This is a genomic window from Mesorhizobium mediterraneum (genome assembly GCF_002284565.1).
GTDB classification, from domain to species: Bacteria; Pseudomonadota; Alphaproteobacteria; order Rhizobiales; family Rhizobiaceae; genus Mesorhizobium; species Mesorhizobium mediterraneum.
The window spans coordinates 55,744-81,889 of the sequence record NZ_NPKI01000012.1 but is presented as its reverse complement, the minus strand read 5'-3'; the positions used below and the strand labels follow the sequence as shown (position 1 = coordinate 81,889).

Genomic DNA, 26,146 nt, shown 5'->3' with positions numbered 1-26,146 from the left:
CGATTTCGGGTTATGCGCTAGCTGAGCCGACAAAAAGGGCGGCCATTGGCGGCCGCCCTGATCTGAACCGGGCTTGGGAGGAGGAAGCCGATCCGACTGCCTAAAATCATGCGCTCGCCGGGTTAACGAGACGTTAGCGCGAAATCTGGCCAGTCAGCTCCCTACGGTTGCAGCCTACCAGCGCGAATTGGGAGCGGTCTTGCTAGCCGCCTTTGCTGCCTCGCTGGCGCCCTCCGCTGGCACCTTTGCCGCCGACACCGTCGCCTCGACATGGTCGACCAGCGCGTCCGGCAGGCCGAGGCGGCCGGCGAGCAGATCGAGATAGCCGCGTTCGGCACGCGTATCCGGATCGATGGTGAGCCGCGAGGCGGTGTAGAGTTCGAGCTTCTGCGCGTCGGTTTGGGCGCCAGCGACCAGCGTATCCAGATCGAGCGGCGTTTCCAGCTCCGACATCAGGAATTTCTCAGCGTCGGAGCCGATGCCCGCGAGGCTGAGCTTGCCGGCGATCTTCTGCCGCTCGCCGTCGTCTATATGGCCGTCGGCCTTCGCCGCCGAAATCATCGCCCGCACCAGCGTCAGCGTGAATTCGTCCTCGCCTTGCGGCGCCTGCGAGGGATGGAAGGCGGTGTCAGCGGGCGGCGGCAGCAATTCCGGCTCACCGGCAACCTGCGTCTCAGCCGGCGCACTGCCGCTCTTGTAGTTCTGGTAGGCCTTGTAGGCGAGGCCACCGATCGCGGCCAGGCCACCGAGCTTCACCGCAGTGCCGGTGATCTGACGGCCAGCGCCGGTTCCGAGCAGCACCGCGGCCAGCGCGCCGGCCGCCAGGGGATTGTCCTTGGCCATCTGCACAGCCTGCCCCCCTTTTTCGCGGACGGTCGACCCCGTCCCGGGAATTTGCGAGCCGAGCAGATCGTCGAGGAGCTTCTTGGGATCGAACATCAATGCCTCCAGAATTGGCCCGGCCGAACGTGCACGGGCAGGTTTTCGGACGTTGAAGAGGTAGGCCCCGCATATTGACATTACAATGACGGGTGAGCGCCTTGCCAGTGATGACGCAAACGAGCAGGTGGTGTCAGGATATGCGTGTTCCTAACGCATCGGCCCGAAAATCCGAATCGATTTTCGGAAAACACAATGCGTAGATTCAAAGTGTTAGAGCGTACTTTGTGCCTCCAAGCTGACGCACGTCGCTCTAGAGCAATTCCAGGAAAAGTGTGAAACGGTTTTCCGTCCGGAATTGCGCAAAAACAAAGAGATAGAGCGGTTCGGCGTTTCCGTGAAACGATGAAGCGCTCTAACGTCCGATATGCGGGGCCCTGCCCTGCACTTGCGCCAATTCGACCTGGCGCTGGCGCTCGGCGTAGCGCGCACGATCCTCGTCTGAACGGGCATCGAAGCAATGCGGGCATGAGGTGCCAGCGGCATATTTCGGCGATAACAGGTCCTGCCCGGTCAGCGGATGCCGGCAGGCGCGGCACAGTTCAGCCTCACCCTCGACCAGGCGGTGTGACACCGAGACGCGCTCGTCGAAGACGAAGCATTCGCCCTGCCAGAGGCTCTGTTCGGCGGGCACCTCCTCGAGATATTTCAGGATACCGCCCTTGAGATGGAACACGTCCTCGAAGCCGAGCGACTTCACATAGGCTGTCGCCTTCTCGCAGCGTATGCCGCCGGTGCAGAACATCGCCACCTTCCGGCCGACGAGCTCGGCCCTATGCTGATCGACCCAGGCCGGGAATTCGCGAAAGCTCGTCGTGGCAGGATCGACCGCGCCTTTGAAGGTGCCGATCGACACCTCATAGGCATTGCGCGTGTCGATGACGATCGTGTCCGCATCCGAGATCAGCGCGTTCCAGTCGGCTGGCGCGACATAAGTGCCGGCGCTTGCCGCCGGATCGATATCCCCAACACCCATGGTGACGATCTCGCGCTTCAGCCGCACCTTCATACGGTGGAACGGCATCTGCGCGGCGCTGCTGTACTTGACCTCGAGACCGGCGAGACCTTTGATGGATTCGAGATGCTCGATGAGCGCGGCGATATCAGCTTCGCTGCCGGCGACCGTGCCATTGATGCCCTCATGCGCCAGAAGCAGCGTGCCTTTGATACCGCGTCCGCAGCAGAAGACGGCGAGCGGCGCACGCAACGCTTCGAAGTCGCCGAGCCGGGCAAACCTGTAGAGCGCGGCGACGCGGAAAGTTTGATTGGGCAGTGTCATCGCCGAAGCCACTAAACGCTCATGAAAGCCGATTCAAGGCTGACGCGTGGACCAGCCTCTCCTTGGTGGCTTTGACAGTCGGGCTGACGGCATTGCCGGTAGTGCGTGACATCGCGACACGCTTCGTTTCGTGGACAGAAAAACGGCCTTCTGCTAACCGGTTGAACGGATCAATACCGGAGAGACGACAAATGCCCAACAAGACCGAAAAGCTCCTGTCGCTCCTCAACGGCCAGCCAGTCATCCCGGTGCTGAAGATCGCCAATGTCACCGACGCCGTGCCGCTGGCGCGCGCCCTGGCGCGCGGCGGCCTGCCGGCGATCGAGATCACGCTGCGAACCGCTGACGCGCTGGAGGCGATCCGGCTCGTGGCAGGCGAAGTCGAGGACGCCATCGTCGGCGCCGGCACCATTCTGGACGCCCGCCAGTTCGGCGAGGCGGCGGCAGCCGGCTCGAAGTTCATCGTCAGCCCCGGCATCACCCGCGAGCTTCTGGCGGCGGCGAAGGACAGCGACGTGCCATTGCTGCCCGGCGCCATCACGCCCGGCGAGATCATGGCCGCCCGCGAGGCGGGCTTGCGTTTCCTGAAGTTCTTCCCGGCGGAACAGTCGGGCGGCATCGCCTCGCTCAAGGCATTCGCCTCGCCGCTCGCCGATGTCAAATTCTGCCCGACCGGCGGCATCACCGGCAAGAACGCCGCCGACTATCTGAGCCTGCCCAACGTCATCTGCGTCGGCGGCTCCTGGGTGGCGCCGGACGATTTGGTCAAGGCCGGCAAGTGGGATGAAATCGAAGCCCTGGCGCGAGCCGCGAGCAAGCTCGGGCGGTAGAGACACTTTCAACCCAAGTGGATTGGCTGCATTGCCGGCGGCATTCCTGTTTTGCGGACAGCAAAATGCCGCGCGGATTGCCCGGCGCGGCTTTTGTAATACTTGGTCGATCCGCTATTTGGTCTGAAAGCGGGCGACCGACAGGAACTTGACGGCATTGCCGGTGAACCGGTTGGCGTCGGCCATCTGATCGTTCGGCTGGAAGCCCGCGGTGTAGACCTCGCTCGGCGGCGTGTGCACGATATTGTAGGCATAGCGCGGCGCCGTCGTTGCGCTGGAGACAGTGGCGACATTCTCGCCGCTGTTCAACGCCCAACGCGCGGCCTTCGGCTCGGCGGCGACCACCACGGACTTGGGACCAGGCTTCAGGTCCCGGGCGGTTGCTCTGGCTGCCTTGCGGGTGGTTTTCACACCCGCACCGATCGCCGCAGCCGGATCGGAGCCGGCCGGGCGGGCAACGACAGCCTCGCGCGGCGAAGCAGCATTGACGTTCGCCGCGTCGCTGAGGACCGAGCTCGGCTGGGAGAGCGAGGCGACCTGGTATTCGTCGGTTGCACTGACCCGCTCGAGGACGGCCTTGACCGCGTCGGGTTGGATCTGGTCGGGCTGGGCCAAGTCAGGTTGAGCCAAGTCGGGCCGCGCCGACGGCAGCACCGAGAACGCATCGGTAGCGGTCTTGCCGTGCCCGGCCGTGTCCGCCAGCGCCAAAAGCACATCCTTGTCCTGCGGCGCAAGGTCGGCCGCTGCAAGGTCGGTCGGCAGCGAGTGATCGGGACGCCAGGTCGGCAACGGAATGTTGTTGGCCGCAACCTGCGCCGGATCGGCGACAGCAGACGGGTCGGCCATGCCAAAGGGAGCGCTTGCCGGCGCTTGCGCGGTCGCCACCGCCTGTTCGGTGGTAGCGGTGGCATCCGCCACGCCGAACGGAACGTTTTCGGGCGGCTGGGCGCCGACATCTGTCTTCGGACGCGGGGCGAAATCAGGCAGCGGAATGCTGCGCGCCGGCAGCGCTGCGATGATCGTTTCCGGCGTGTCCTCCTCCGGTTCCGGAGCAGGCGCATCGGCGATTTGCGGGATTTCGGCGCGCTTGGCATCCTCAGGCGACACGATGGCAATGCCCGCAAGCTTGCTGTCCTTGGCGACCGGCGCCGGCTTCGCGTTCGCCAGTTTCACGGTCTTTGGCTTCGGCGCCGGCGCGGCTGCCACATCGGCGCTGTCATCCGCCTCGTCTTCACCGCCGCCGAAGAAAGCCGCCAGCAGACCGCCGGATCTTTTGGAACCGCCACCTGCGCTGGCCAGTTCAATAGCGGGGCTGCCGGCGCCCTTGCGCGACTTGTAGGAGGCGAGCGCCTGTGAATAGCCGGGCAGCGGCTTGCCGTCGCTCGGCACGTGCAGCGTCTTGCCATTGGGGAACACGCGCGCCAGCTCCTGGCGGCTGATGCCCGGCCAGTGGCGCACATTGCCGACATCCATGTGGACAAAGGGCGAGCCGGACGACGGATAGTAGCCGACGCCGCCGCCCTGCATCCGCAGACCGATGTCGCGCAGTTTCTTCAGCGGCACACCGGGAATGTAAAAGTCCATCGCCTTGCCGAGCATATGCTGGCTTTTCTTGGCGACGCCCCTGCTGCGACTGCGCAGCATCGAGTTCGTGGACGACGAGCGATAACCGCACACGACCTGGATATAGTCGCGGGCGCCGCTCTGCCGGTAAGCCTCCCAGACCAGGTCCAGCAGGCGCGGATCCATCTTGGTCGGCTCGTTGCGGCGCCAGTCGCGCAGGATGACGTTGATCTTTTTCAGACCCGCCTGGTCGTAGCGGCCGCCGCGCTTGAAGACGATCTCCGCCTTCTCTTTGGTGTGGAGGTTATAGAGTTTCAGCGAACGTGTCTGGGCGCTGGCCCCGGTCGCAGCCGCTGCAAGGAAGCCAAAGGCGAGAATCACCGCTGCCAGCCATCTCGGCCAGACGCTCATGTGATAGTGCCGCCCGTTTGTGTGTCGTTCGACTTTGTTCAAATCAAAAGGCCTTGCAGGCTGCCGTTTGTCCCCGGATTTGACCAACGGATGCGATGATGTTCGCATCCGAATATCGATCCTAATGGTTAATCATCGCTTATTGAAGCCGAAATGCGGTAACACCGTGGCGATATCCCGTCAAAAATATTGCGCAGGGTTTCTTGGTAAACTGCTGGTTTAGATCATGTTTCGGGCTTTGCCATGAACACGATCTGTTACCGGCCGCCTTAATGCGTGAACACTGCCGCAAGCATGCCGTCTGACGCGCGTCACGCCCTCATCGATGATGTCAAACGTCCTGATGCCGGGCTGGCAAGCTGGTTCGAACTTACTTTGTCAGGAAGCAAGCCGGTCGACACGGCCTGTTTCCGGATCGATGCCGTATTCCTTGAGCTTCCTGTAGAGCGTCGAGCGGCCGATGCCGAGGCGGCGGGCAACTTCGCTCATCTGGCCGCTGTAATGGTCGATGGCGAGCTTGATCATTTCGAGTTCGACATCGGCCAGCGCGCGTACATTGCCGCGTTCGTCGAGCGCCCGCAGCGTGCCGAAGCGGGGCTGCGGACTGGCCGGCGGATCGAGCTCGGTCGCAGCGATGCCGTTATTGGCCGGCGCGTCCTCGCCAAGCGGCCCGATGATCAAAGGCGATGCGGGAGGCAACGCGTCATGCGCATCGAGGTTGACGGTGCCCACGACCTGCGCCCGGATCTGCGGAAACTCCTCCTCGGTCAGCACGTCGCCTTCACAAAGCACCGAGGCCCGGAAGACGGCGTTTTCCAGCTGCCGGATGTTTCCCGGCCAGTCATAGGCCTGCAGCATGGCGAGCGCCGCGGCCGAAATGCCGTGCAGACGGCGACGTGGATCGGTGGGCGCAACCTTCTCCAGGAAGTGCTCGACCAAATACGGGATGTCGTCGCGACGATCGCGCAGCGGCGGCACGAAAATCGGATAGACGTTCAGCCGGTAGAACAGATCCTCGCGGAACTTGCCGTCCTTGACCTGCTGCAGAAGATTGCGGTGCGTCGCCGAGATCAGCCTGATGTCGACCCTGACGGTCGAACGCCCGCCGACCGGATCAACCTCACCGTCCTGCACGGCGCGCAACAGCTTGACCTGCACGTCGAGCGGCAGGTCGCCGATCTCGTCGAGGAAGAGCGTGCCCGAATGCGCCTCGACGAACTTGCCGGTGTGTTTTTCGGTGGCGCCGGTGAACGAGCCTTTCTCGTGGCCGAACAGGATCGATTCGACCAGATTGTCGGGAATGGCACCGCAATTGACGGTGACGAAGGGTTTTGAGCGGCGGTCGCCGCTGCCTTGGATGGCGCGCGCCACCAGCTCCTTGCCGACGCCGGATTCGCCCTCGATAAGGATCGGGATGTTGGACGCGGCCGCCTTCTGGCCGAGGCGGATCACCCGGTCCATCGCCGGGCTGTGTGTGATCATATCCTTGAAGGTCAGATGGCCACCGCGCCGCCGCGACGTGCGCTTCATTTCGCCCTCGACCGCCTCGACTTTGAGCGCATTGCCGATCGAGGCCTGCAGCCTGTCGGGAGAGGCCGGCTTGACGACGAAATCGAAGGCGCCATGACGCATGGCCGAAACGACGGTCTCGATGCCACCCTGGGCGGTCTGCACGATGACCGGAACATGGATGCCGCGCTCGCGCATCGCCTTCAGCACGCCAATGCCATCGAGGCCCGGCATGACAAGGTCGAGGATGACCACCGACACGTCGCGCGCATTCGGCCCGTCGAGCGCGTCGAGACCCGCCTCGCCGCCATCCGTGATGATCGCGCTGTGGCCGAATTTCGTCACGGCCGCCTCGAGCAGCCTGCGCTGCACGGGATCGTCATCGACTATGAGTATGGAACCTGTCATGACTGGTTCAACTCTACCCGCCCAATTTGCCCACCCAAGGGGAGACTCCGCCCTGTGGACCATCTTGGCACAGGGTTCTAAACAAGGTTTCAAAAAACCCGGTGAACGAATTCCTTAGGATTTGACCGGCTTCCTGTTCCCCTCGAATTTTGGCCCCTTGAATCTTGGTTCTGGAAGATATGGCAATGCGCAAAGTTTTTGGTCGGCAGCTTGCGGCGGTATCGTCCGGTCAGGGCGCGGCGGAGCTCGGCGATCTGCCGGAATGGAATCTCACCGATCTCTATCCGGGCATGGACGCCCCCGAGCTGACGCGCGATATCGCCAAGGCGGCGACCGATGCCGTTAGCTTCGAGAGCCGCTGGAAAGGCACGCTCGCCGCCGAGGCGGAGCGCGGCGACAGCGGCAGGCTGGGCGAGGCGCTTGCCGCCTATGAAGCGCTGGAGGAACTGATCGGCCGGATCGTCTCCTATGCCGGGCTGGTCTATGCCGGCAACACCGCGGATCCGCAGCGCGCCAAGCTCTATGGCGACATTCAGGAGAAGATGACCGACGCTAGCGCGCATCTCCTGTTTTTCGCGCTCGAGCTGAACCTCATCGACGATGCCGCGATCGAGACGGCGCTTGCTGCCGATCCCGCCTTCGCTCACTACCGGCCGTGGTTGCTCGACCTGCGCATGGACAAACCCTACCAGCTCGAGGATCGGGTCGAGCAGCTTTTCCACGAGAAGTCGATTACCGGACGCGGCGCCTGGAACCGCCTGTTCGACGAGACCATGACCGATCTGCGCTTCGACATCGATGGCGAGGAGCTCACCCTGGAGCCGGCGCTGAACCGCCTCCAGCACGCCGATGGCGAGGTGCGCCGCCGGGCCTCTGAAGCGCTGGCCGCAACCTTCCGCAAGAATTTGCGCACGTTCACGCTGGTCACCAACACGCTGGCCAAGGACAAGGAGATTTCCGACCGCTGGCGTGGCTTTGAGGACATCGCCGATTCGCGCCATCTCGCCAACCGCGTCGAGCGCAGCGTGGTGGATGCGCTCGCCTCAGCCGTTCGCGATGCCTATCCTCGCCTGTCGCACCGCTACTACGCGATGAAGGCGCGTTGGCTTGGCATGGACGTGATGAACCACTGGGACCGCAATGCGCCATTGCCAGAGACCCCGCAGGCGATCATCGGTTGGGACGAGGCCAAGAACACGGTGCTTTCCGCCTATCAGCGCTTTTCACCTGACATGGCGGAGATCGCCCGGGTTTTCTTCGACCGCAACTGGATCGACGCGCCGGTCAGGCCGGGCAAGTCGCCGGGCGCCTTCGCGCATCCGACCGTGCCGTCGGCGCATCCCTATGTTCTGCTCAACTACATGGGCAAGCCGCGCGACGTGATGACGCTGGCGCATGAGCTTGGCCATGGCGTGCATCAGGTGCTGGCCGCAGGCCAGGGCGCGCTGATGGCTTCGACGCCGCTGACGCTGGCCGAGACGGCATCCGTCTTCGGCGAGATGCTGACCTTCCGCTCGCTGCTCGACCAGACCACGGACAAGCGCGAGCGCAAGGCCATGCTCGCGCAGAAGGTCGAGGACATGATCAACACAGTCGTGCGCCAGATCGCCTTCTACGAATTCGAGCGCAAGGTGCATGCCGAACGCAAGAACGGCGAATTGACATCCGACAGGCTCGGCCAGTTCTGGTTGGAAGTGCAGGCGGAAAGCCTCGGGCCGGCGATCAAGCTGCGCGACGGCTATGAGGTGTTCTGGACCTACATCCCGCACTTCATCCATTCGCCCTTCTACGTCTACGCCTATGCTTTCGGCGACTGTCTGGTGAATTCCCTCTATGCGGTCTACCAGAATGCAGAGCGTGGCTTTCAGGAGAAATATTTTACCATGCTGCGCGCCGGCGGCACCAAGCATCATTCCGAGCTCCTTGCGCCCTTCGGCCTTGACGCCACCGACCCTGCCTTCTGGCAGATCGGACTTGGCGTGATCGGCGGCCTGATCGACGAGCTCGAAGCTTTGGACAATTGACACACAGCGCTGAACATCCGGGGCCGACAGAACAGTTTAGCCGCAATGCATATTCGGGCCGTTCTATTCTTGCCCTAAATATATGTTCTTAAATAACTCTCCGTGAAATTTTCCGTTAGCTTTCCGGAATCTGTATGATAGCGTCCCGCCTCAAGCTCAGTCGGGCGCGGGGCTCAGGCCAGGAAAAAATCTCCGGCCGGTCACGGCGCTTCGGCGAATGCGACAGCGGCCGTTGGCCATGGCAGGAAAAGCCGGTCGCCGACAGCTCGATTTAAGCCGGCTGTTCCGCGAACAGCGGAGCCACCATCGAATGGTCCTTGTGCCAAGGTCACCACTCCAGGCCACGGCAGACGGATCGGACTGGAGAGAGAGACAATGGGCACTTTTTTCTACATGCTCCTGGCGTTCTTGGTAGGTGTGTTGGTTGGCTGGTTCATCTGGGGACGCCTGCGTGGCGAGCTCGACAGCCTGCGCGGTGACATGGACCGCACGCGCAGCGAGCGCGACAGGCTGCGCGCCGATGCCGACCGCCTGACCGGTGAGCTGGATGTATGCCGTGGCGCCCGCGCCGACCTGGAGCGCCAGTTGGCCGAGGCACAAGGCGCCAAGACCGGCGCGACAAAGGCAGCAATCCCGGCACCGTCGGCATTGATGTCGACATCCGCGCCGGCCAAGACTTCGACGGCCAAGACCGCGCCGGCCAAGTCGACGCCGGCAAAGACCGCGCCCAAGAAACCGGCGGCCGCCAAGGCGGCAGCCGCGCCAACGGCAAGTGCGTCGAAAGCGGCCGCGTCGAAAACGAGCGCCACAGCCAACAAGGCTGCGCCGGCGGCAAAGAAAGTCCCCGCAGGCAAGGCAACAGCGCCAGCGGGCAAGCCCGACAGTCTGCGTCGTTTGATCGGCATCGGCCCGGTCAACGAGCGGAAGCTGCACGGCCTTGGGGTCAGGACCTACGCTCAGATCGCCGCCTGGACGGCGGCGGATATCAAGCGGATCGAAGACGTTCTCCAGTTCGACGGCCGCATCGAGCGAGAGCGCTGGATCGAGCAGGCGAAACTGCTTGCCGCCGGCGATGAGAAGGAATTTGCGCGCCGCTTCCCGACCGCGGGGACTGCGAGCAACACCTGAATTGCCTGCCGGCATCGAGCACAGACTGGCGGCGCCTCGAGGTGCCGCCGGTTTGCTTTTGCACCAAGGCTGCCTTTGCGTCTTGAGACGCCGCTCTCTCGATTGCGCGCGATCGAGCCCCCATATAGAGCGATAGCTTGCGTTATCGATCGCAGCATCCGAGCCCCATGTCCCTGCCCTCTGCAATTTTCCGGAATGACGAGCGCGCGCATCAGCTCGTTTTCGACCGTCCGTCCGGCATCATCGTGGCGCATGAGGCGGAGGATTTCCTGCCGGCGCTGGAAATTGCGCAGGCCGCGCATGACGCCGGCAAATGGCTGGCCGGATATTTCTCCTACGAGGCCGGCTACCTGCTCGAGCCGAAGCTCGTTCCACTGCTGCCTGGTGGACGCCGCGCCCCGCTTGTCTGCCTGGGGATCTTCGACGCGCCTGTCGAACAGACGGTCGTGCGCAGCCACGCGCCGGCGACCAACGGTCCGATCTTCGACGCAAAGGCTGCCTGGTCTTCAGAAGATTACGCAAAACGCTTTGCGCGGCTCCACAATCACATTCGCAAAGGTGATTGCTATCAGGGCAATCTGACCTTTCCGGTTCATGCGCAGTGGTCGGGCGACCCGCTGGCTGCCTTCGATGCGCTGACGGACCGCCAGCCGGTGAAATACGGCGCGCTGATCGCGCTCGGCGATCCGGTCGTTTTGTCGCGGTCGCCGGAACTGTTCTTCGAGATCGATGCCGAAGGCATGATCGAGACCCATCCGATGAAGGGCACCGCCCCGCGCGGCGCGACCAAGGCGGAAGACAAGCGGCTGAAGGCGTTCTTGCTCAATGACGAGAAGAACCAGGCTGAGAACCGGATGATCGTCGATCTGTTGCGCAACGACATCTCGCTGATCAGCGAGGTCGGCACGCTGGAGGTGCCGGAGCTTTTCCGCATTGAGAGCTACCCGACCGTCCACCAGATGGTGAGCCGCGTGCGGGCCAAGCTCTTGCCCGACCTCACCATCCGCCAGATCTTCGCTGCGCTGTTTCCATGCGGATCGATCACCGGCGCCCCAAAAATCCGTGCCATGGAAATCCTGCACGATCTGGAAGGCACGCCGCGCGACGTCTATTGCGGCGCCATCGGCTGGATCGCGCCCAGCGGCACGATGCGCTTTTCGGTAGCGATCCGCACGATATCGCTCTTTTCCAGTGGCGAGGCCGTCTACAATATCGGTGGCGGCGTCGTCTTCGATTCTACGGCCGAGGAGGAGTATCAGGAGTGCCTGCTGAAAGCGCGCTACGCGACGGGAACACCGCCGATTTCGACCTGATCGAAACCATGCGCTGGCAGCCGGGCCAGGGCTTCCTCCGTTTCGACCGCCATTTGGCACGCCTTTACAGCTCGGCAGCCGAACTGGGTTTTGCCTGCGATCCGCAGAAGGTCGGCGAGGTGCTCAGGAACGCCGTCGACCGGCCGGACATAGCCTTGCGCACACGGCTTGTCCTGTCGCGCAGCGGCAAGGTGACGGTCTCGGCGCTGCCTTATGAGCCGCATGCAGCCGACAAGGTGTGGAGACTGCAACTGGCGCGGGTGCGGCTCGATTCGAGCGACACGCTGCTGCGCCACAAGACGAGCCGCCGGGATACCTATCAGCGGGCGCGAGCCGAATATCTGATTAGCCGCGCCGACGAGGTGCTGCTGGCCAACGAGCGTGGCGAAATCTGTGAGGGCACGATCACCAATCTCTTTGCCGATTTCGGCGACGGAGTGCTGGCAACGCCGCGGCTCGATTGCGGCCTGCTGCCTGGCGTGTTGCGTGGCGAATTGCTGGATGAAGGTCGTGCCCGCGAAGCAATCTACACCTTGGATGACTTGAAGAAATCGGCCAAGGCGCTGTTTGTCGGCAATTCGCTGCGCGGATTGATTCCGGCGCGGCTGGGCTGAAACGCAACCGATAAGGCACCGGACGACGCCGATGGCTGTGTCTCGATCATGGTTTCCCTTGCGCGTCGGGAAGATGCGTCCGGCCCGGGAAAGAATGGGCCGGACGCGCGGCAGCCGCTTGGGAGGGGCGACTATTCGCCTTCGTGGGTCTGACCGGAGCCGCCGACGGAAACGATGTTGAAGGGTTTGCCTTCGACAGCAATGTCACCGGTCTTCTCGAACGACGTCGCGTCAACGAGATGCAGCACACCTTGCAAAGGATCCGTGACCACGATCCTGTCGCCGGCGACCGCGACACGCGGCCTCGGGTCGCTCCAGTGGCCATCCATCGAATAGGGATCGGTCAGCTTGAGTGAGTTTGCGATCTCCCCCTTCACCACGTCGAGTTGGTGAAGCTGGCCGTCCTCGGTGAAGACGTAGGCGAACTTCGCACGAACGGGATCGACCGCGAAATGCACGCGGCGTGTTGGAAGGCTGATCAGCCGGAATGCGTCGCTCTCGAGTGTCGGATCGATCAGCACCACCTTGTCGGCGCCGTAGTTGCCGAGGAGATATTGCAGGCCTCTGCCGCCAATCAGCGTCGTCGTTTTGCCGTCGGACAGGCTGTCGGCATAAGGCAGATGGCGGATCGCCGGGGTGCCGTCGCCTTGGGTGACGACAAGCAGGCCGATCGCACAGGCGAAAGCCAGGATATTGCCGGAAGACGCCTCCCCGTGGAGGTCAGGGCAGGCGTGGATACCGCCAACCTGCATGCCGGCTTTGTCAGCGACCCTGATGCCGACCGGGAGTTCGTCGGGCTTTTCCCTGTGCGGCTCCGACAGGAGGACATGGGAGCCATAGGCGACTGCGACGCCGTGCTGCGGCGCATCCGTCTTCACTTCCCTGAAATCCGATTTGCCTTCCAGGACGGCCTTCTCGGAGATGATACGGGCGACACCTTCGCCGTCGAAAAAAACGGCGAAATCTCCGTCATGCTCGACGAAATGCGACGGCTTCTCGCCTGCGATCTCGACGTCGGCAAGCTTCGGCGCTTCGACGTCGATGTCGCCGTGTTCGCCGTGATCCTCGAAGGAAATGCCGCTCGCGATCCCGGTAACGACGCCGGCCGAGCCCTGCACGGCGAACACGGTCCGGCCGCTTTCGCTGCGATGGAGCGACGCCGGCCCTTTAATCTGGAACGTGTCGAGCTTTCCGCCATTGACCGCATCGATTACGGTCACCTTCGGATCCGCGTGGTCCGAGATAAAGAGGCGCCAGGCGGTTACCTCCTCGGCATGGGCAGCACTTGTTGATAGAGACAGAAGCAGCGCGATGGCCGTGGCTGACGCCCAATTTGTGCTCACGATATTCTCCTTGATGTTATTACATAACCGATTGTGGTCAACGAAAAGGCGGATTGCTCCGCCTTTCCATCGTGGCGATCAGCTTGCGAGGATCGCGCCTTTGATCGTCGTGATGTTGTGCCGCATCATCTCGATATAGGTCGCGGCCGGGCCGTTCTCGCCCGACAGGGCGTCGGAGTAGAGTTCACCGCCGACTTTCAGGCCTGTCTCGCTGGCGATCTGCTCGATCAGGCGGGGATTGGTGACGTTTTCCACGAAGATTGCCGAAGCCTTGTCTTGCCTGATCTGTTTGATGAGGGCCGCGACGTCGGCGGCTGAGGCTTCAGATTCGGTGGAGATGCCCTCCGGCGCGAGGAATTTTATGCCGTATTCGTGCTCGAAATAACCAAAGGCGTCGTGGGAGGTGATGATCGTGCGCTTGCCCTCGGGGATTTCGGCTACAGCAGCCTTGATCTCCTCTTCCAGCGCCTCAATCTGCTCGCCATATGATTCAGCATTGGCCCGATAGGTGTCACAGCCGGCTGCATCGGCGGCACAGAAGGCGTTGGCGATGTTCTTCACATAGACCTCAGCGTTATGCACGGATTGCCATGCATGGGGATCGGACTCGCCGTGATGGTGGTGCGGTTCCTCATGGCCCTCTTCCGCCTCCGCAGCGTGCCCTTCCTCGCCCTTGGCGGCGTTATCGTGATCATGGTGATGCTCTTCCTCGGTGTTGCGCAACACCTCGCCGCCTTTGGTCAATTCCACGATCGGCGCCTTCGTGGCGCTCGCCTCGACGAGACGCTGGAGGAAGCCCTCGAACTGGAGGCCGTTGACCAGCACCACGTCGGCCGAACCAACGGCGGCCGCGTCCGCCGGCTTCGGCTCGTAGACATGGGCGTCACCATTCGGACCGACCAGCGCGATGATGTCGACACGGTCGCCGCCGACATTCCTGGCGAAATCGGCGATGATCGAGAAACTCGCGACAACTTTGAGGTTCTCGGCCGCAGCCACCGACAGGGTGATTGGCAACGATGTTATGACGCCCACCAAGGCGGCAAGCTTCAGCGTCCTGGACATTCGATCAACTCCTTCTGTTCAAGCGGTTCTGTGGGAGACATGCCGGACGCACATGGCAGGCCGGACGATCCCGTCGAGGTGACGCATGGCGGGGGACCGTTGTAGCTCAGCGTCAGGTCTTGAAAGGTCACACAGCCACCATTCGATCCCGCTCTTGACGATCCGTTATGTTATGTTATCACGTTCGTCAACCGAAAACGTTATACAATAACAATTGGTCGCCATTGTGCTCGAAACTGCGTGGAACACGAAGGAACAACGGATGCCTGGACGTAATCAGCAGTTGGTTCTCGACGCGCTGACGCGCTCCGACAGACCGATGGGGGCCTACGAATTGCTTGGGCTCCTTCGCCAGGAAGGACTCCGCTCACCGCTACAGATCTATCGCGCCCTGGATCGGCTCATCGAGGAGGGCCTGATCCACCGGATCGAGAGCCTGAGCGCGTTCGCGCTTTGCGTCCATGGCGAATGCACCCACGGGCGCGCCGCCTTTGCTATCTGCGCGAATTGCGGGCGAGCAAGTGAAGTTCACGATCCGGCATTGGAGCGGGTGCTGCGCCGGATTGCCCGACGGCAGGGCTTCCGAACCAAGTCGGCCACGGTGGAGCTCTCGGGTCTATGCGAGTCTTGCGCACATGGATGAGATGCCCGTCTTCGTGCTCACCGGTTTTCTCGGCGCCGGCAATGCTCGCCGCATCTTTCGCCGCGCAACTGCTGGCGCTCGACCCTTGCCCACCCGACTAGAAGGGCATGACCGACGAGCGTCACCGGCTGGTCGCTCGGCTCAAGGCGCTGGCGCTGTCCTAAATTGCGGCCAGGCCTAGCAGCAGGATCGCCGACATCGCGGTAAAGACCGTGACATTGACATCCCACTGCCAGCCTGCTGGTCCGAACGGCGGTCGGAATGGCAGGTAGCCGTTCTCGTCATAGAGCACGCCGCCATAGATCGGTCGTGAGAGCATGGCCACGAAGAACGCTCCATACATGACGGCGCCCAATCCGCCGGCGAGATAGAGCCGCTCGGCTTCGAGTGGCCCTGCAATCCAGATAAGTCCCAGCGCAATCAGCGCGACCCCGGTGTAGCTCAGCACTTGCCAGACGACGTGAAACCGGGCGTGCGGAGTCCACAGCGGATTAGTGGCGTGTGTTGCGTTCAAGTCGGCTTTGATTGTCACCACACCGTAACCCACCGTCGCAACGCTCAGAAGAATTCGGGCAAGCAGATGACTGTCGTAGGCAAGTTCCATCGCACTTTCCTCCTTCATTGGCGAAATCGATGACGGCACTTCAGCAGTTTGGCGTCCGGACTGCCCTCAACGGGAACCGACGGCACGTCGGGCCGCAGGCCGACGTCCACCTTGCCGGGCAGCGGCGCGGGTAGCGTCATGCCGGAACGGATTGAATGGCGCCTTGGGCACAGAAGAGCTGCCCATCGGCCAGACGCGCATAATTATGGACGATCCCATTCTCGTGATCCTGCAACTGCACAATGAAGTTGCCGCTTCGCTCCGTCCAGCTCATGAGCACGAGGTTCGGGCGTACGCTGGTCATGTCGATCTTGACCACCTCGTCAATTTCGGCCGCTCCGATCGACGCCTGCACATGCAATTCCTCAGGCGAGAAAAACGTCAGCCGAGGCACGAATGCGCCGAAAACGCAGTCGAAAGTCTTACCGATAAGCGAGGCTGGAAAAATATTGGTTTCTGCCATGACTCCCTCCACTGGCTTGGCCTTTGTGACCAAGGCTATTTGCAATCTACCGGTGCTTCAGTTGCAAAAAAATGCCATATATACCAATTTGGAGCGCTCCAAGAGAGATCTGCCTTTTCAACTTTCGAGTCAACAAAATTCTTGGAGCGCTCCAAATTATGGTCTAACTGAAAGGAAACGAGTGAACCGCCAATGCCAACCCTAGCCGATGTCGGCAAGGCTGCCGGAGTTTCCCGGGGGACCGTTTCCAACGTCTTCAACCGGCCGGAGCTGGTCAGGCCTGAATTGCGCGAGCGCGTCGAAGCGGCCGCGCGGGCGCTCGGGTTTGGCGGCCCCGACCCGAAAGGACGTTTGCTGCGGGACGGCAAGTTCAATGCCATCGGCTTCATGCCGCCTGGCGCCTACGCCATCGCCGAGGTGATGAGAAGCCCCTATGGCCGCGAGCTGGTGCTGGGCGCTTCGCTTGCCTGCGACGAGGCCGGAACGACGCTAAGCCTTGTGAACGGCACCGACAACACGCGCTTCGCCAGCATCCGCGAGGCCCTCGTTGACGGCTTCATCCTTGGTCACAGCGCGGATATCGGTCTCATAACATCGGCACAACGACGGCGCCTGCCCTTCGTCATTCTCGAAAGCGATGCAGGTCCCGACATCAATTCGATAAAGATCGACGGCAGAAGTGGCGCGGTTGCTGCCGTCCGGCATCTGACTGAGCTGGGGCACCGGCATTTTGGCATCTTATCCATACGGAGGACTCCGGGCCCTCCGATCGTCCACATGCCCGGACAGGCAAAGCGCCCGCTTCTGGCCGGCTTCCCGCTCGACGACGAAAGGCTCGACGGTTTCAAGCAGGGTTTGGCGGAGGCGAATTTGTCGATCGACGATGTCCCGATCATCGAGACGACGCCGGGCGATCCGTCTGTTGGAGCAGTGGTGTTCGACAATGTGCCGGAAGCCACCGCAATCCTGACCATGTCGGACTGGCAAGCGATCACAATACTCGACGAGGCGGTTCGGCGCGGCATAGAAGTGCCGGGCCATGTATCGGTCATTGGCTTCGATGGCACTGCTGAATCCGCACGCACCACGCCGCCGCTGACGACTATTGCGCACGACGTGATCGGAAAAGGCAGGCTGGCCGCTCGCATGGTTCTTGACAATGAACCACCCCGCCAAGTCGTTCTGGCTGTGGAACTGGTGGTTCGGGCGTCCACAGCCGCGCCGAGGGCAAAAATCCGCTGAACGGGCGCGCGCGTTGCTGGCGTGGTGCGCACGCCGCGGTTACGCAGCCACTGGCGAGACTGAAGCCTATCCTTGGCGACATTCGCTTTTGGTCATCCAAGCGTGACGATCTGTATTTTTGCCGTGCTGTGCAAGCGGCTTTGAACATATGGGCGGAAGTTACCGCATTTGTGCACGCCGCGAATGGAGCCCGATCCCGAAGGGACGCGTCCGTGCCAAGCGTGAGGCCTTAAAGTGCGGCAAGCCTAGTCCGTTTTTGGTGGCGCTTCGACCGCCCAATCGGGGTCTGCGCCGAAGGGATGGTCGATAAAAAAGGCCCAGGTGCCATCCGGCAGCTTCCGGTGCACCTCCATACCGTGATGATGCACTTCGATCGGCTTGCCATTTTGATCCACGCCTTTGATCAGCCATTGCGATCGCGTCATCGCGAAGTCGCCGGCAATCGTGGTGTGGTGTGTGACGACATCCATATGCGGGTTCATGCCGACGTAGGTGGCCATGGTTTCGCGAATGGCGTCGGCGCCGCGCGCGATCGTTGTGCCACCGTGGACCTGATCCACCTGAACGATTGATGCGGCAGGATGATACATCGCTATTGCTGCACTCACGTCGTGCGCATTGAAGGCGCGTGCCAGCCACAGATTGCAGAGTTCTGGCGAGGGAGCGCCCATGTCGATCTCCTTCCGTGGTTATGTGCTACAAGCTATATTTGTCTTCATGCTTTGCAAAAATACCCGGCAAAAATGAAAGCAGAGCTTGCAGTTTCCGCAAGAACGAGCGGACAGAGGCAATCGGCTTGATGAGGCATCCCGTTGGATTCCGGACTTGGAGGTCTGGCTGTGCTGACTCAAAGACTCTTTGAACTGTCGGACCTGCGCCTGATACGCGCCATCGGAGAGGCCGGCAGCCTGAGTGCGGCGGCCCGCCATTTGGGCGTTGACCACTCAACTGCTTTTCGACGATTGGGCGCGATGGAAGGGCGTTCGGGAGCACATCTGTTCGAGCGTGCTCGTGATGGATACACGCTCACCCTGGCCGGCGAAATCGCCCTCATTACCGCCACCCGCGTCTTGGACGATCTGACCGATCTTGAGCGCCGCCTGGCTGGCCAGGATTTGCGGCCGTCTGGAACAGTAAGGGTGACCACCGCGGACACTTTAGTCGAGCTGCTCGGTCCGATCTTTACCGTATTGGCCCAGGAACGACCGGAGATCATGATCGAACTCATTGTCGACAACTCGTTCTTCACGCTGTCGAAAAGAGACGCCGACATCGCAATCAGGCCGGTTAGCGCACCGCCCGACAACTTGGTCGGAAGGAAACTCGCCAAACTGGCGACTGCGCCATACGCTTCGCCAGCCTATCTGGCGCGGCGCCCCCTTGACGCACCCCTGCCGGACTTCGATTGGATAGGTTTTGAGGAGAGCCTTGCCCATCTCCAGTCGGCGAGATGGCTTAAGCAGAACGTCGCCGAGGATCGGATCGTCCACCGCGCAAATTCGCTCCTGGCCCTGCAGGCCGCCGCACATGCTGGCATGGGGGTCGCCGCGCTACCTTGCTACCTGGCAGATCAGGATCCCGACCTTAGGCGGGTGCTTGGACCTCTGGCGGACATGGAGGCGGCCTTGTGGCTGCTCACCCACCCGGACCTCAGGCGAGTGACCCGGATTCGTACGGTTCTCGACTTCCTGGCCAACCAGCTTGCTCGGCGCAAGACTTTGATCGAAGGACAAGCGCCAAGGGATTGAGCTTCCCGTGGGCGGGGCGTTTGCAGGAGCGGGCGAAATGCCACCCTAATGCAGTCCGGCGTGCGAAGATGAAGCTCCGGACTCCGCGAACATCCGTTCGACCTCATCACGGTTGCCCGGATAGGCTCCCCGCCATTGCGGCCTAACGGACGTCGGTTGCTGCGGAAGCGAGAAAAGCCGATCTTGAGCTTCGCCCATCCACGGTTTCGGCCTTAACCACGTCGCCAACGCAGCGTAGCCGCGGTTGGCGCTTTTCACTGGTTTATGACAATGATCTGTGGTTGTAGCGCGTGGCGGTCGGGCAAAAAAATGCTCCGCTTTGCGTCTGTTTGCCCGGCTTTTCAGCCTATCTGAGGGAGTAATCAATAAATGGCGAATGAAAACTGGCCCGTTTACGGCGAGATCACCGGCCCTGTCGTGATGATCGGCTTCGGCTCGATCGGACGGGGAACGCTGCCGCTGATCGAGCGCCATTTCAAGTTCGACAAGTCGCGCATGACGGTCATCGACCCACGCGATACCGACCGCAAGCTGCTCGACGAGCGCGGCATCACATTCATGCAGGATGCGGTGACAAGGAAAAACTACAAGAAGCTGCTGACGCCGCTGCTGACCAAAGATGGCGGCCAGGGCTTTTGCGTCAACCTGTCGGTCGACACCGGCTCAGTGGATTTGATGCGGCTCTGTCGCAAGCTGGGTGTGCTTTACATCGATACCGTCGTCGAGCCATGGCTCGGCTTCTATTTCGACGCCAAGGCCGACAATGCCAGCCGCAGCAATTACGCGCTGCGTGAATCCATGATCGAAGAAAAGCACGCGCACCCCGGCGGTGCGACCGCAATCTCCACCTGCGGCGCCAATCCCGGCATGGTCTCGTGGTTCGTCAAGCAGGCGCTGGTCAACCTCGCCACCGATCTTGGCCTCGAGTTCTCGGAGCCCGCGCAGCATGATCGCGAAGGCTGGGCGAGGCTGATGAAGAAGGCCGGCGTCAAGGGCATCCACATCGCCGAGCGCGACACCCAGCGCACCAAGAAGCCGAAGCCGATGGATGTGTTCTGGAACACCTGGTCGGTCGAAGGTTTCATCTCGGAAGGGTTGCAACCGGCAGAGCTCGGCTGGGGCACGCATGAGACGTGGATGCCGAAGAACGCCAAGAAGCACAAGCACGGCTCGAAGGCCGCGATCTTTCTGGAGCAGCCGGGCGCCAACACACGCGTGCGCAGTTGGTGCCCGACGCCTGGACCGCAATACGGCTTCCTGGTGACGCACAACGAGTCGATTTCGATCGCCGACTTCTTCACCCTGCGCGGTAAGAAGGGCAAGGTTCAATATCGCCCGACCTGCCACTACGCCTACCACCCCTGCAACGACGCCGTGCTGTCGCTGCACGAGATGTTCGGCGCCGCCGGCAAGGCGCAAGCCGTGCATCACGTGCTCGACGAAAATGAACTGGTCGACGGTGTCGACGAGCTCGGCGTGCTACTCTACGGCCACGATAAGAACGCCTATTGGTACGGCTCGCAACTGTCGCTGGCGGAAGCGCGCAAGCTGGCGCCTTATCAGAACGCCACGGGCATGCAGGTCACGTCTGCGGTGCTGGCGGGCATGGTCTGGGCGCTGGAAAATCCCGAGGCTGGCATCGTCGAGGCCGACGAGATGGACTACAGGCGCTGCCTGGAAGTGCAGTCCCCCTATCTCGGGCCGATCAAGGGCTACTACACCGACTGGACGCCGCTCGATAACCGCCCTGGTCTGTTTCCGGAAGACCTCGACAAAAACGACCCATGGCAATTCCGCAACATCCTCGTTCGATAGTGCAACATCCTCATTCGATAGCGATGCCTCACTACCTTGCAATCGCCTGGAAATCGGGCGATTGAAGGAAGGCGACCTAGCGCGACGTGCGTCCATTTGGGCGCAAAAAGTATGCTCTAGTGCTTTGAATGTGCGCATCGTGCGTTCCGAAAACCGGATCGATTTTCGGGCCGATGCGAGAGGAGAGGATCTTGATGATGACGATTGCGCGCAAACTGCTTTCGGCCGGCATTGTCGCGGCCGCTGCCGCCTTGGCGGCATGCACCACCGCCGGCCCGGGCGGGCCGCCATTGGCCGCACGGAGCCCGGTCGAAGGCTCATGGATCGATGCGCAAGGCACGGGCCTGTCGACCTTCGCCGGCGGTGGCTTCAACACCGTCGCGACCGACACCGGCCAGAAACTTGCCGACGGTAGCTACACGATGACCGGCGGCACTTCGGTCGAGATCAAAGGCACTTCGCTGATCCGCCAGACGCCCATCAGCTTCAACTGCTTGTTGATCTCCACCTCGCAGCTCAATTGCACCAGCGCGAGCGGGCAGAATTTTGTGCTGACGCGGCGCACCTGAGCCCACACTGAACTGCTTTTGCAAAGGACGGCGGCCTCAGGCCGCCGTCTTTTTTGCGCCGGCAAAGCTGACCCCGATTCTGCTTGCATCGGCCGAAACGCGATGTGAACATGGCAAAAAAGCTGGCTGTTATGTTGCAGTCAAGCAAGGGCGTTAAACAGGTCATCGGGGAGACGAAAATGAAGAAGATCGCCGCCATTGCCGCCCTTTCGGCCTCCGCGCTTGGTCTGTCGGCCGGCGTGTCCTTTGCCGACTACACACTGAACATCCTGCACATCAACGACTGGCACAGCCGCATCGAAAGCAACAATAAATATGAATCGACCTGCTCGGCCGAAGAGGAGACCAAGGGCGACTGCATCGGCGGCGCGGCGCGGCTGATCACGGCGATCGCCCAGGAGCGCAAGAAGCTGGAAGGCCAGAACGTGCTGCTGCTCAGCGCCGGCGATAATTTCCAGGGCTCGCTCTTCTACATAACCTACAAGGGCAAGACCGAAGGCGAATTCCTCAACCAGATGAAATTCGACGCCATGGGGGTCGGCAATCACGAGTTCGACGACGGCGAGGCGGCGCTTGCGCCGTTCCTCGATATGATCCAGATTCCGGTGCTCGGCGCCAATGTGAAGGCCAACGCGCAATCCAAACTCGGTGACCGCGTAAAGCCGTCGATCGTCATCGAGGTCGGCGGTCAGAAGATCGGCATCGTCGGCGCGGTCACCAACGACACGCCGGAGCTCGCTTCGCCAGGCCCTAACGTCAAGATCGAAGACGACGTCAAGTCGATCACATCAGAGGTCGAAAAACTGAAGGGAGAAGGCGTCAACAAGATCATCGCGGTCACCCATATCGGTTACAAGCGCGAGCGCGACGTCATCGCCAAGATCCCGGGTGTCGACGTGGTGGTCGGCGGCCACAGTCACTCGCTGCTGTCCAACACCGACCCCAAGGCTGAAGGCCCCTACCCGACGATGGTCGACAATCCGGACGGCTACCAAGTGCCGGTCGTCCAGGCGGCGTCCTATTCGAAATATCTCGGCGAATTCAAGGTCGTGTTCGACGACAACGGCATCGTCAAGCAAGCCAGTGGTGACCCGATCTACCTCGACAAGTTGATCACGCCTGATCCCGCCGTGCTTGCCCGCATTAAAGAACTCGGCGCGCCGATCGAGGCGTTGAAGAACCAGGAGGTCGCCGAAACCACCAAGGCGATCGACGGCAGCCGTGAGAATTGCCGCACCCGCGAGTGCGAGATGGGCAACCTCGTCTCCGATGCCGTCCTCGACCGCGTCAAGGACCAGGGCGTCGAGATCGTCATCTCGAATGGCGGCGGTCTGCGCGCCTCGATCGATCAGGGCACCGTCACCATGGGCGAAGTGCTGAACGTGCTGCCATTCCAGAACACATTGGCGACCTTCCAGATTTCCGGCAAGGATCTGGTTGCCGGGCTCGAGAACGGTCTCAGCCAGATCGAGGACGGTGCCGGACGCTTCCCGCAGGTTGCCGGCCTGAAGTATTCATTCGACAAATCGGCCGCCCCGAATGCCGGGCGCGTCAAGTCGGTCGAGGTCATGGAAGGCGGCGCGTGGACCCCGATCAATCCAGACAAGGATTACCTAGTCGCCACCAACAACTATGTGCGCCAGGGCGGCGACGGCTACAAGGTGTTCGCCGACAAGGCCAAGAACGCCTATGATTACGGTCCGGGCCTCGAACAGGTGGTCGCCGATTATCTCAGCGCGCATCGGCCCTATACGCCGAAGCTCGATGGCCGCATCACCGAGGCCGCGGTGGCCGCCGCTGCGGAACCGGCCAAGCCGGCCGAGGCTGCGCCCGCACCGGCCGAGCCCGCAAAACCGTCAGAAACGGCTCCAGCCGCAACTGCGGAGCCGGCGATGCCCGAACCCCCGGCGGGTTCAAGCGACATCGCCACGACGCCACCGGGGGTCCCGGCGGAACCCGCCCCGCCAACGCCGGCACCTGCCGAGTCCGCAAAACCAGCCGAGGCAGCGCCTGCGGCACCGGCTCCTGCAGCGGAACCGGCCAAGCCAGCCGAGGCCGCACCGGCCGAAAGCAGCCATGTGATCGTTGCCGGCGATACCTATTGGGATCTGGCGGAGAAGGCCTATGGCGATGGCGCCAAGTGGAAAACGATCTCCGACGCCAACAAGAACTACGAACCGCGCCGCCTTCCCGTCGGCGCAACCTTGACTATGCCGGCCGCAAACTAAGTTCTTCCGTCATTGTCGGAAAACCCGTCCGGGTAACCGGGCGGGTTTTCTGCTTTCCGCCTGAGGTTAAGATAAGGTGCGGCCAGACGCTGCATTGAAAACCGGCGTGGCATCGCTAGTTTCGCGCGGTGTCCGGAGATCCCTTTATGACGCTTTCCAACCCTGTCGATCCCAAGGCTGCGAAGGCCCTCGGCCCGCTGCCGCCGGTCGGAGCGGGCAGGATCGGTGTCATACTGGTCAATCTCGGCACGCCCGACGGCACCGAATTCAAGCCGATGTGGCGTTATCTCAGGGAATTCCTGTCCGATCCGCGCGTCATCGAACTCAACAAGGCGATCTGGTACCCGATCCTCTATGGGCTGGTTCTCACCACGCGGCCGAAGAAGTCAGGCGCCAACTATGCCAGGATCTGGAACCGGCAGCGCAACGAGTCGCCGCTGCGCACCTACACCCGCGCCCAGAGCGAAAAGCTGACCGAAGCGCTGCGCGACCTGCCCGATGTCGTCGTCGACTGGGCGATGCGTTACGGCAATCCTTCGACAGAGAGCGTCGCCAAAGGGCTGGTCGCGCAAGGCTGCGACCGCATTCTCTCTTTTCCGCTCTATCCGCAATATTCCGCGACCACGACCGCGACCGCCAACGACCAGTTGTTTCGCGCGCTGATGAAGATGCGCCGCGCACCGGCGATCCGCAGCGTGCCGCCCTACTATGCCGAACCGGTCTATATCGAGGCGCTTGCCCGTTCGATCGAGCGCCATCTGGCGACCCTCGATTTCGAGCCTGAGGTGGTCATCGCCTCCTATCACGGCATTCCGAAACCCTATTCCGATAAGGGCGATCCCTATCAGGCCCATTGCCTGGAGACGACCCGGCTGCTGCGCGAAAAGCTCGGCTGGGATGAGAAGAGGCTGATTACCACCTTCCAGTCACGCTTCGGTGCGCAGGAATGGCTGCAGCCCTACACCGACAAGACGGTCGAGAAATTAGCCGGAGAAGGCGTGAGATCGATCGCCATCGTCAATCCGGGCTTTTCTGTCGATTGCATCGAGACGCTGGACGAGATCGCCAGGGAGGCGGCCGAGACTTTCCATCACGCCGGCGGCGAGACGTTCGCGCACATCCCTTGCCTCAACGACAGTGCCGAGGGCATGGCGGTGATCGAGGCGATGGTGCGGCGCGAACTGTCAGGCTGGATCTGAAGCGGGTTTAATCGCGCAGCTAGCGCGGCTGTCTATACACCGGCAATCCGCGATCACCTGATTGTAACATTTCTGAAACACACTTAAGTGTTTGGTGAAGTCGGTTGTATGGAAACGACTATCGCATCGGCACGAAAATCGGAATCGATTTTTGGGAAGCATGATGTGCAGGTATAAAAATTAGAGCGTACTTTGTGCGTCCGGTGAACGCGCGTCGCTCTAACGTGCTCGGCATCTGAGGGAGAGCCAAATGGATTTCAGTGGTTTCGATATCGCGCTTCTTGTTCTTGTCGCTCTTGTCGTGCTCGTGCTTTTCAAAGGCATTCGGACAATCCCGCAAGGCTACAATTATACCGTCGAACGCTTCGGCCGCTATACCAAGACATTGAGTCCCGGCCTCAACCTCATCGTGCCGTTCGTCGACCGCATCGGCGCCAAGTTGAACATGATGGAGCAGGTGCTCGACGTCCCGACCCAGGAGATCATCACCCGCGACAACGCCACCGTCGCCGTCGACGGCGTCGCGTTCTATCAGGTGCTCAACGCCGCACAGGCCGCCTACCAGGTCGCCGGGCTGCAGAACGCCATCCTCAATTTGACGATGACCAACATCCGTACCGTGATGGGCTCGATGGACCTCGACGAGCTTTTGTCAAACCGCGATGCCATCAATGAACGCTTGCTGCGCGTCGTCGACGAGGCGGCACATCCCTGGGGCATCAAGATCACCCGCGTCGAGATCAAGGACATCAATCCGCCGGCCAACCTTGTTGAATCGATGGGTCGCCAGATGATGGCCGAACGCAACAAGCGCGCGCAGATCCTCGACGCCGAAGGCCTCAAGCAGTCGCAGATCCTGGAAGCCGAGGGCCGCAAGGAAGCCGCCTTCCGCGACGCCGAGGCGCGCGAACGCTCCGCCGAGGCCGAGGCCCGCGCCACACAGGTGGTGTCGGAAGCGATCTCCAAGGGCGACGTGCAGGCGCTCAACTATTTCGTCGCGCTGAAATACACCGAAGCGCTGACCAAGATCGGCTCTGCCACAAACAGCAAGGTCGTGCTGATGCCGATCGAAGCGTCATCACTGATCGGCACGCTCGGCGGCATCGGCGCAATCGCCAAGGAAATCTTCGGGAGCGAAGGCACTGCCGGCGGCGCGCGGCAAGCTTCACGCCCGCCCGTGGTTCGCCCCAGCCAGACCTGAGGCCGATC

General features: G+C 61.9%; 22 protein-coding genes. 13 read left to right on the top strand and 9 right to left on the bottom strand.

Features of this window, described 5'->3' with window-relative positions; all coding sequences use genetic code 11:
• Positions 1-174: 174 nt before the first annotated feature.
• Positions 175-939: a tellurite resistance TerB family protein gene (locus CIT25_RS08320; RefSeq protein WP_095484085.1), complete on the bottom strand. Its 765-nt coding sequence runs from the start codon at positions 937-939 to the stop codon at positions 175-177.
• A 355-nt stretch (positions 940-1,294) separates the two neighbouring features.
• The gene (gene trhO / locus CIT25_RS08315) at positions 1,295-2,218 is read right to left on the bottom strand and encodes an oxygen-dependent tRNA uridine(34) hydroxylase TrhO (RefSeq protein WP_095484084.1); all 924 of its coding nucleotides are present in this window, start codon (positions 2,216-2,218) and stop codon (positions 1,295-1,297) included.
• Positions 2,219-2,409: 191 nt separating this feature from the next.
• Here trhO and CIT25_RS08310 point away from each other — a divergent pair, with 191 nt between their 5' ends.
• A complete protein-coding gene (locus tag CIT25_RS08310) occupies positions 2,410-3,048 on the top strand; it encodes a 2-dehydro-3-deoxy-phosphogluconate aldolase (protein ID WP_095484083.1) in 639 nt (212 codons plus the stop codon).
• 114 nt (positions 3,049-3,162) lie between these two features.
• On the opposite strand, the gene mepK is transcribed toward CIT25_RS08310, so the two are convergent.
• Together mepK and CIT25_RS08300 are read right to left on the bottom strand one after the other, a co-directional pair.
• On the bottom strand, positions 3,163-5,022 hold the full coding sequence (mepK, locus tag CIT25_RS08305; RefSeq protein WP_095484082.1) for a peptidoglycan L,D-endopeptidase MepK: 1,860 nt from the start codon (positions 5,020-5,022) through the stop codon (positions 3,163-3,165).
• A 378-nt stretch (positions 5,023-5,400) separates the two neighbouring features.
• Positions 5,401-6,939, bottom strand: coding sequence for a sigma-54-dependent transcriptional regulator (locus CIT25_RS08300; RefSeq protein WP_095484081.1), 1,539 nt, complete (start codon positions 6,937-6,939; stop codon positions 5,401-5,403).
• Between the two features lie 185 nt (positions 6,940-7,124).
• On the opposite strand from CIT25_RS08300, the gene CIT25_RS08295 reads away from it, so the two are divergent.
• From CIT25_RS08295 to CIT25_RS08280, 4 genes are all read left to right on the top strand, one after another.
• Complete coding sequence (locus CIT25_RS08295) at positions 7,125-8,963, top strand: M3 family oligoendopeptidase (RefSeq protein WP_095484237.1); 1,839 nt, start codon at positions 7,125-7,127, stop codon at positions 8,961-8,963.
• 375 nt (positions 8,964-9,338) lie between these two features.
• A complete protein-coding gene (locus CIT25_RS08290) occupies positions 9,339-10,091 on the top strand; it encodes a proton-conducting membrane transporter (protein WP_095484080.1) in 753 nt (250 codons plus the stop codon).
• Between the two features lie 167 nt (positions 10,092-10,258).
• Complete coding sequence (locus tag CIT25_RS08285; RefSeq protein WP_095484079.1) at positions 10,259-11,404, top strand: aminodeoxychorismate synthase component I; 1,146 nt, start codon at positions 10,259-10,261, stop codon at positions 11,402-11,404.
• Complete coding sequence (locus tag CIT25_RS08280) at positions 11,353-12,018, top strand: aminotransferase class IV family protein (protein ID WP_095484078.1); 666 nt, start codon at positions 11,353-11,355, stop codon at positions 12,016-12,018. Before CIT25_RS08285 ends, CIT25_RS08280 begins: the two co-directional genes overlap by 52 nt.
• A gap of 131 nt (positions 12,019-12,149) precedes the next feature.
• On the opposite strand, the gene aztD is transcribed toward CIT25_RS08280, so the two are convergent.
• Both aztD and aztC read right to left on the bottom strand, forming a co-directional pair.
• Complete coding sequence (gene aztD, locus CIT25_RS08275; RefSeq protein WP_245329790.1) at positions 12,150-13,361, bottom strand: zinc metallochaperone AztD; 1,212 nt, start codon at positions 13,359-13,361, stop codon at positions 12,150-12,152.
• A gap of 78 nt (positions 13,362-13,439) precedes the next feature.
• Positions 13,440-14,426, bottom strand: coding sequence for a zinc ABC transporter substrate-binding protein AztC (gene aztC / locus CIT25_RS08270; protein WP_095484076.1), 987 nt, complete (start codon positions 14,424-14,426; stop codon positions 13,440-13,442).
• A 262-nt stretch (positions 14,427-14,688) separates the two neighbouring features.
• On the opposite strand from aztC, the gene CIT25_RS08265 reads away from it, so the two are divergent.
• Positions 14,689-15,069: a Fur family transcriptional regulator gene (locus CIT25_RS08265; protein WP_095484236.1), complete on the top strand. Its 381-nt coding sequence runs from the start codon at positions 14,689-14,691 to the stop codon at positions 15,067-15,069.
• Positions 15,070-15,229: 160 nt separating this feature from the next.
• Here CIT25_RS08265 and CIT25_RS08260 read toward each other — a convergent pair whose 3' ends face one another.
• Together CIT25_RS08260 and CIT25_RS08255 are read right to left on the bottom strand one after the other, a co-directional pair.
• The gene (locus CIT25_RS08260) at positions 15,230-15,673 is read right to left on the bottom strand and encodes a DUF6640 family protein (protein WP_095484235.1); all 444 of its coding nucleotides are present in this window, start codon (positions 15,671-15,673) and stop codon (positions 15,230-15,232) included.
• Positions 15,674-15,809: 136 nt separating this feature from the next.
• Positions 15,810-16,136, bottom strand: coding sequence for a MoaF-related domain-containing protein (locus CIT25_RS08255; protein ID WP_095484075.1), 327 nt, complete (start codon positions 16,134-16,136; stop codon positions 15,810-15,812).
• A gap of 192 nt (positions 16,137-16,328) precedes the next feature.
• Between CIT25_RS08255 and CIT25_RS08250 the strand changes: the two genes are divergently transcribed.
• The gene (locus tag CIT25_RS08250; RefSeq protein ID WP_095484074.1) at positions 16,329-17,378 is read left to right on the top strand and encodes a LacI family DNA-binding transcriptional regulator; all 1,050 of its coding nucleotides are present in this window, start codon (positions 16,329-16,331) and stop codon (positions 17,376-17,378) included.
• 245 nt (positions 17,379-17,623) lie between these two features.
• Here CIT25_RS08250 and CIT25_RS08245 read toward each other — a convergent pair whose 3' ends face one another.
• Positions 17,624-18,049, bottom strand: a complete 426-nt coding sequence (locus tag CIT25_RS08245) for a YybH family protein (RefSeq protein ID WP_095484073.1) — start codon at positions 18,047-18,049, stop codon at positions 17,624-17,626.
• 141 nt (positions 18,050-18,190) lie between these two features.
• Between CIT25_RS08245 and CIT25_RS08240 the strand changes: the two genes are divergently transcribed.
• The 6 genes from CIT25_RS08240 to CIT25_RS08215 all read left to right on the top strand — a co-directional run bounded on the left by CIT25_RS08240 (position 18,191) and on the right by CIT25_RS08215 (position 26,138).
• Positions 18,191-19,126 (top strand): LysR family transcriptional regulator, encoded by a 936-nt coding sequence (locus tag CIT25_RS08240; protein WP_095484072.1) that lies wholly within the window; start codon positions 18,191-18,193, stop codon positions 19,124-19,126.
• Between the two features lie 369 nt (positions 19,127-19,495).
• Positions 19,496-20,941: a homospermidine synthase gene (locus CIT25_RS08235; protein ID WP_095484071.1), complete on the top strand. Its 1,446-nt coding sequence runs from the start codon at positions 19,496-19,498 to the stop codon at positions 20,939-20,941.
• Between the two features lie 197 nt (positions 20,942-21,138).
• Complete coding sequence (omp10, locus tag CIT25_RS08230) at positions 21,139-21,510, top strand: outer membrane lipoprotein Omp10 (RefSeq protein WP_095484234.1); 372 nt, start codon at positions 21,139-21,141, stop codon at positions 21,508-21,510.
• A gap of 179 nt (positions 21,511-21,689) precedes the next feature.
• The gene (locus CIT25_RS08225) at positions 21,690-23,738 is read left to right on the top strand and encodes a bifunctional metallophosphatase/5'-nucleotidase (RefSeq protein WP_095484233.1); all 2,049 of its coding nucleotides are present in this window, start codon (positions 21,690-21,692) and stop codon (positions 23,736-23,738) included.
• A gap of 146 nt (positions 23,739-23,884) precedes the next feature.
• A complete protein-coding gene (hemH, locus tag CIT25_RS08220; RefSeq protein WP_095484070.1) occupies positions 23,885-24,937 on the top strand; it encodes a ferrochelatase in 1,053 nt (350 codons plus the stop codon).
• A 250-nt stretch (positions 24,938-25,187) separates the two neighbouring features.
• A complete protein-coding gene (locus CIT25_RS08215; protein WP_095484069.1) occupies positions 25,188-26,138 on the top strand; it encodes an SPFH domain-containing protein in 951 nt (316 codons plus the stop codon).
• Positions 26,139-26,146 lie beyond the last annotated feature (8 nt).

Coding starts and splice junctions, on each gene's coding strand:
- hemH (WP_095484070.1), top strand. CDS start 23,885: ATGACGCTTTCCAACCCTGTCGATCCCAAGGCTGCGAAGGCCCTCGGC.
- CIT25_RS08235 (WP_095484071.1), top strand. CDS start 19,496: ATGGCGAATGAAAACTGGCCCGTTTACGGCGAGATCACCGGCCCTGTC.
- CIT25_RS08295 (WP_095484237.1), top strand. CDS start 7,125: ATGCGCAAAGTTTTTGGTCGGCAGCTTGCGGCGGTATCGTCCGGTCAG.
- CIT25_RS08245 (WP_095484073.1), bottom strand. CDS start 18,049: ATGGGCGCTCCCTCGCCAGAACTCTGCAATCTGTGGCTGGCACGCGCC.
- CIT25_RS08250 (WP_095484074.1), top strand. CDS start 16,329: ATGCCAACCCTAGCCGATGTCGGCAAGGCTGCCGGAGTTTCCCGGGGG.
- CIT25_RS08320 (WP_095484085.1), bottom strand. CDS start 939: ATGTTCGATCCCAAGAAGCTCCTCGACGATCTGCTCGGCTCGCAAATT.
- trhO (WP_095484084.1), bottom strand. CDS start 2,218: ATGACACTGCCCAATCAAACTTTCCGCGTCGCCGCGCTCTACAGGTTT.
- aztC (WP_095484076.1), bottom strand. CDS start 14,426: ATGTCCAGGACGCTGAAGCTTGCCGCCTTGGTGGGCGTCATAACATCG.
- CIT25_RS08255 (WP_095484075.1), bottom strand. CDS start 16,136: ATGGCAGAAACCAATATTTTTCCAGCCTCGCTTATCGGTAAGACTTTC.
- CIT25_RS08300 (WP_095484081.1), bottom strand. CDS start 6,939: ATGACAGGTTCCATACTCATAGTCGATGACGATCCCGTGCAGCGCAGG.
- CIT25_RS08215 (WP_095484069.1), top strand. CDS start 25,188: ATGGATTTCAGTGGTTTCGATATCGCGCTTCTTGTTCTTGTCGCTCTT.
- mepK (WP_095484082.1), bottom strand. CDS start 5,022: ATGAGCGTCTGGCCGAGATGGCTGGCAGCGGTGATTCTCGCCTTTGGC.
- CIT25_RS08260 (WP_095484235.1), bottom strand. CDS start 15,673: ATGGAACTTGCCTACGACAGTCATCTGCTTGCCCGAATTCTTCTGAGC.
- CIT25_RS08265 (WP_095484236.1), top strand. CDS start 14,689: ATGCCTGGACGTAATCAGCAGTTGGTTCTCGACGCGCTGACGCGCTCC.
- CIT25_RS08225 (WP_095484233.1), top strand. CDS start 21,690: ATGAAGAAGATCGCCGCCATTGCCGCCCTTTCGGCCTCCGCGCTTGGT.
- CIT25_RS08285 (WP_095484079.1), top strand. CDS start 10,259: ATGTCCCTGCCCTCTGCAATTTTCCGGAATGACGAGCGCGCGCATCAG.
- omp10 (WP_095484234.1), top strand. CDS start 21,139: ATGACGATTGCGCGCAAACTGCTTTCGGCCGGCATTGTCGCGGCCGCT.
- CIT25_RS08310 (WP_095484083.1), top strand. CDS start 2,410: ATGCCCAACAAGACCGAAAAGCTCCTGTCGCTCCTCAACGGCCAGCCA.
- CIT25_RS08290 (WP_095484080.1), top strand. CDS start 9,339: ATGGGCACTTTTTTCTACATGCTCCTGGCGTTCTTGGTAGGTGTGTTG.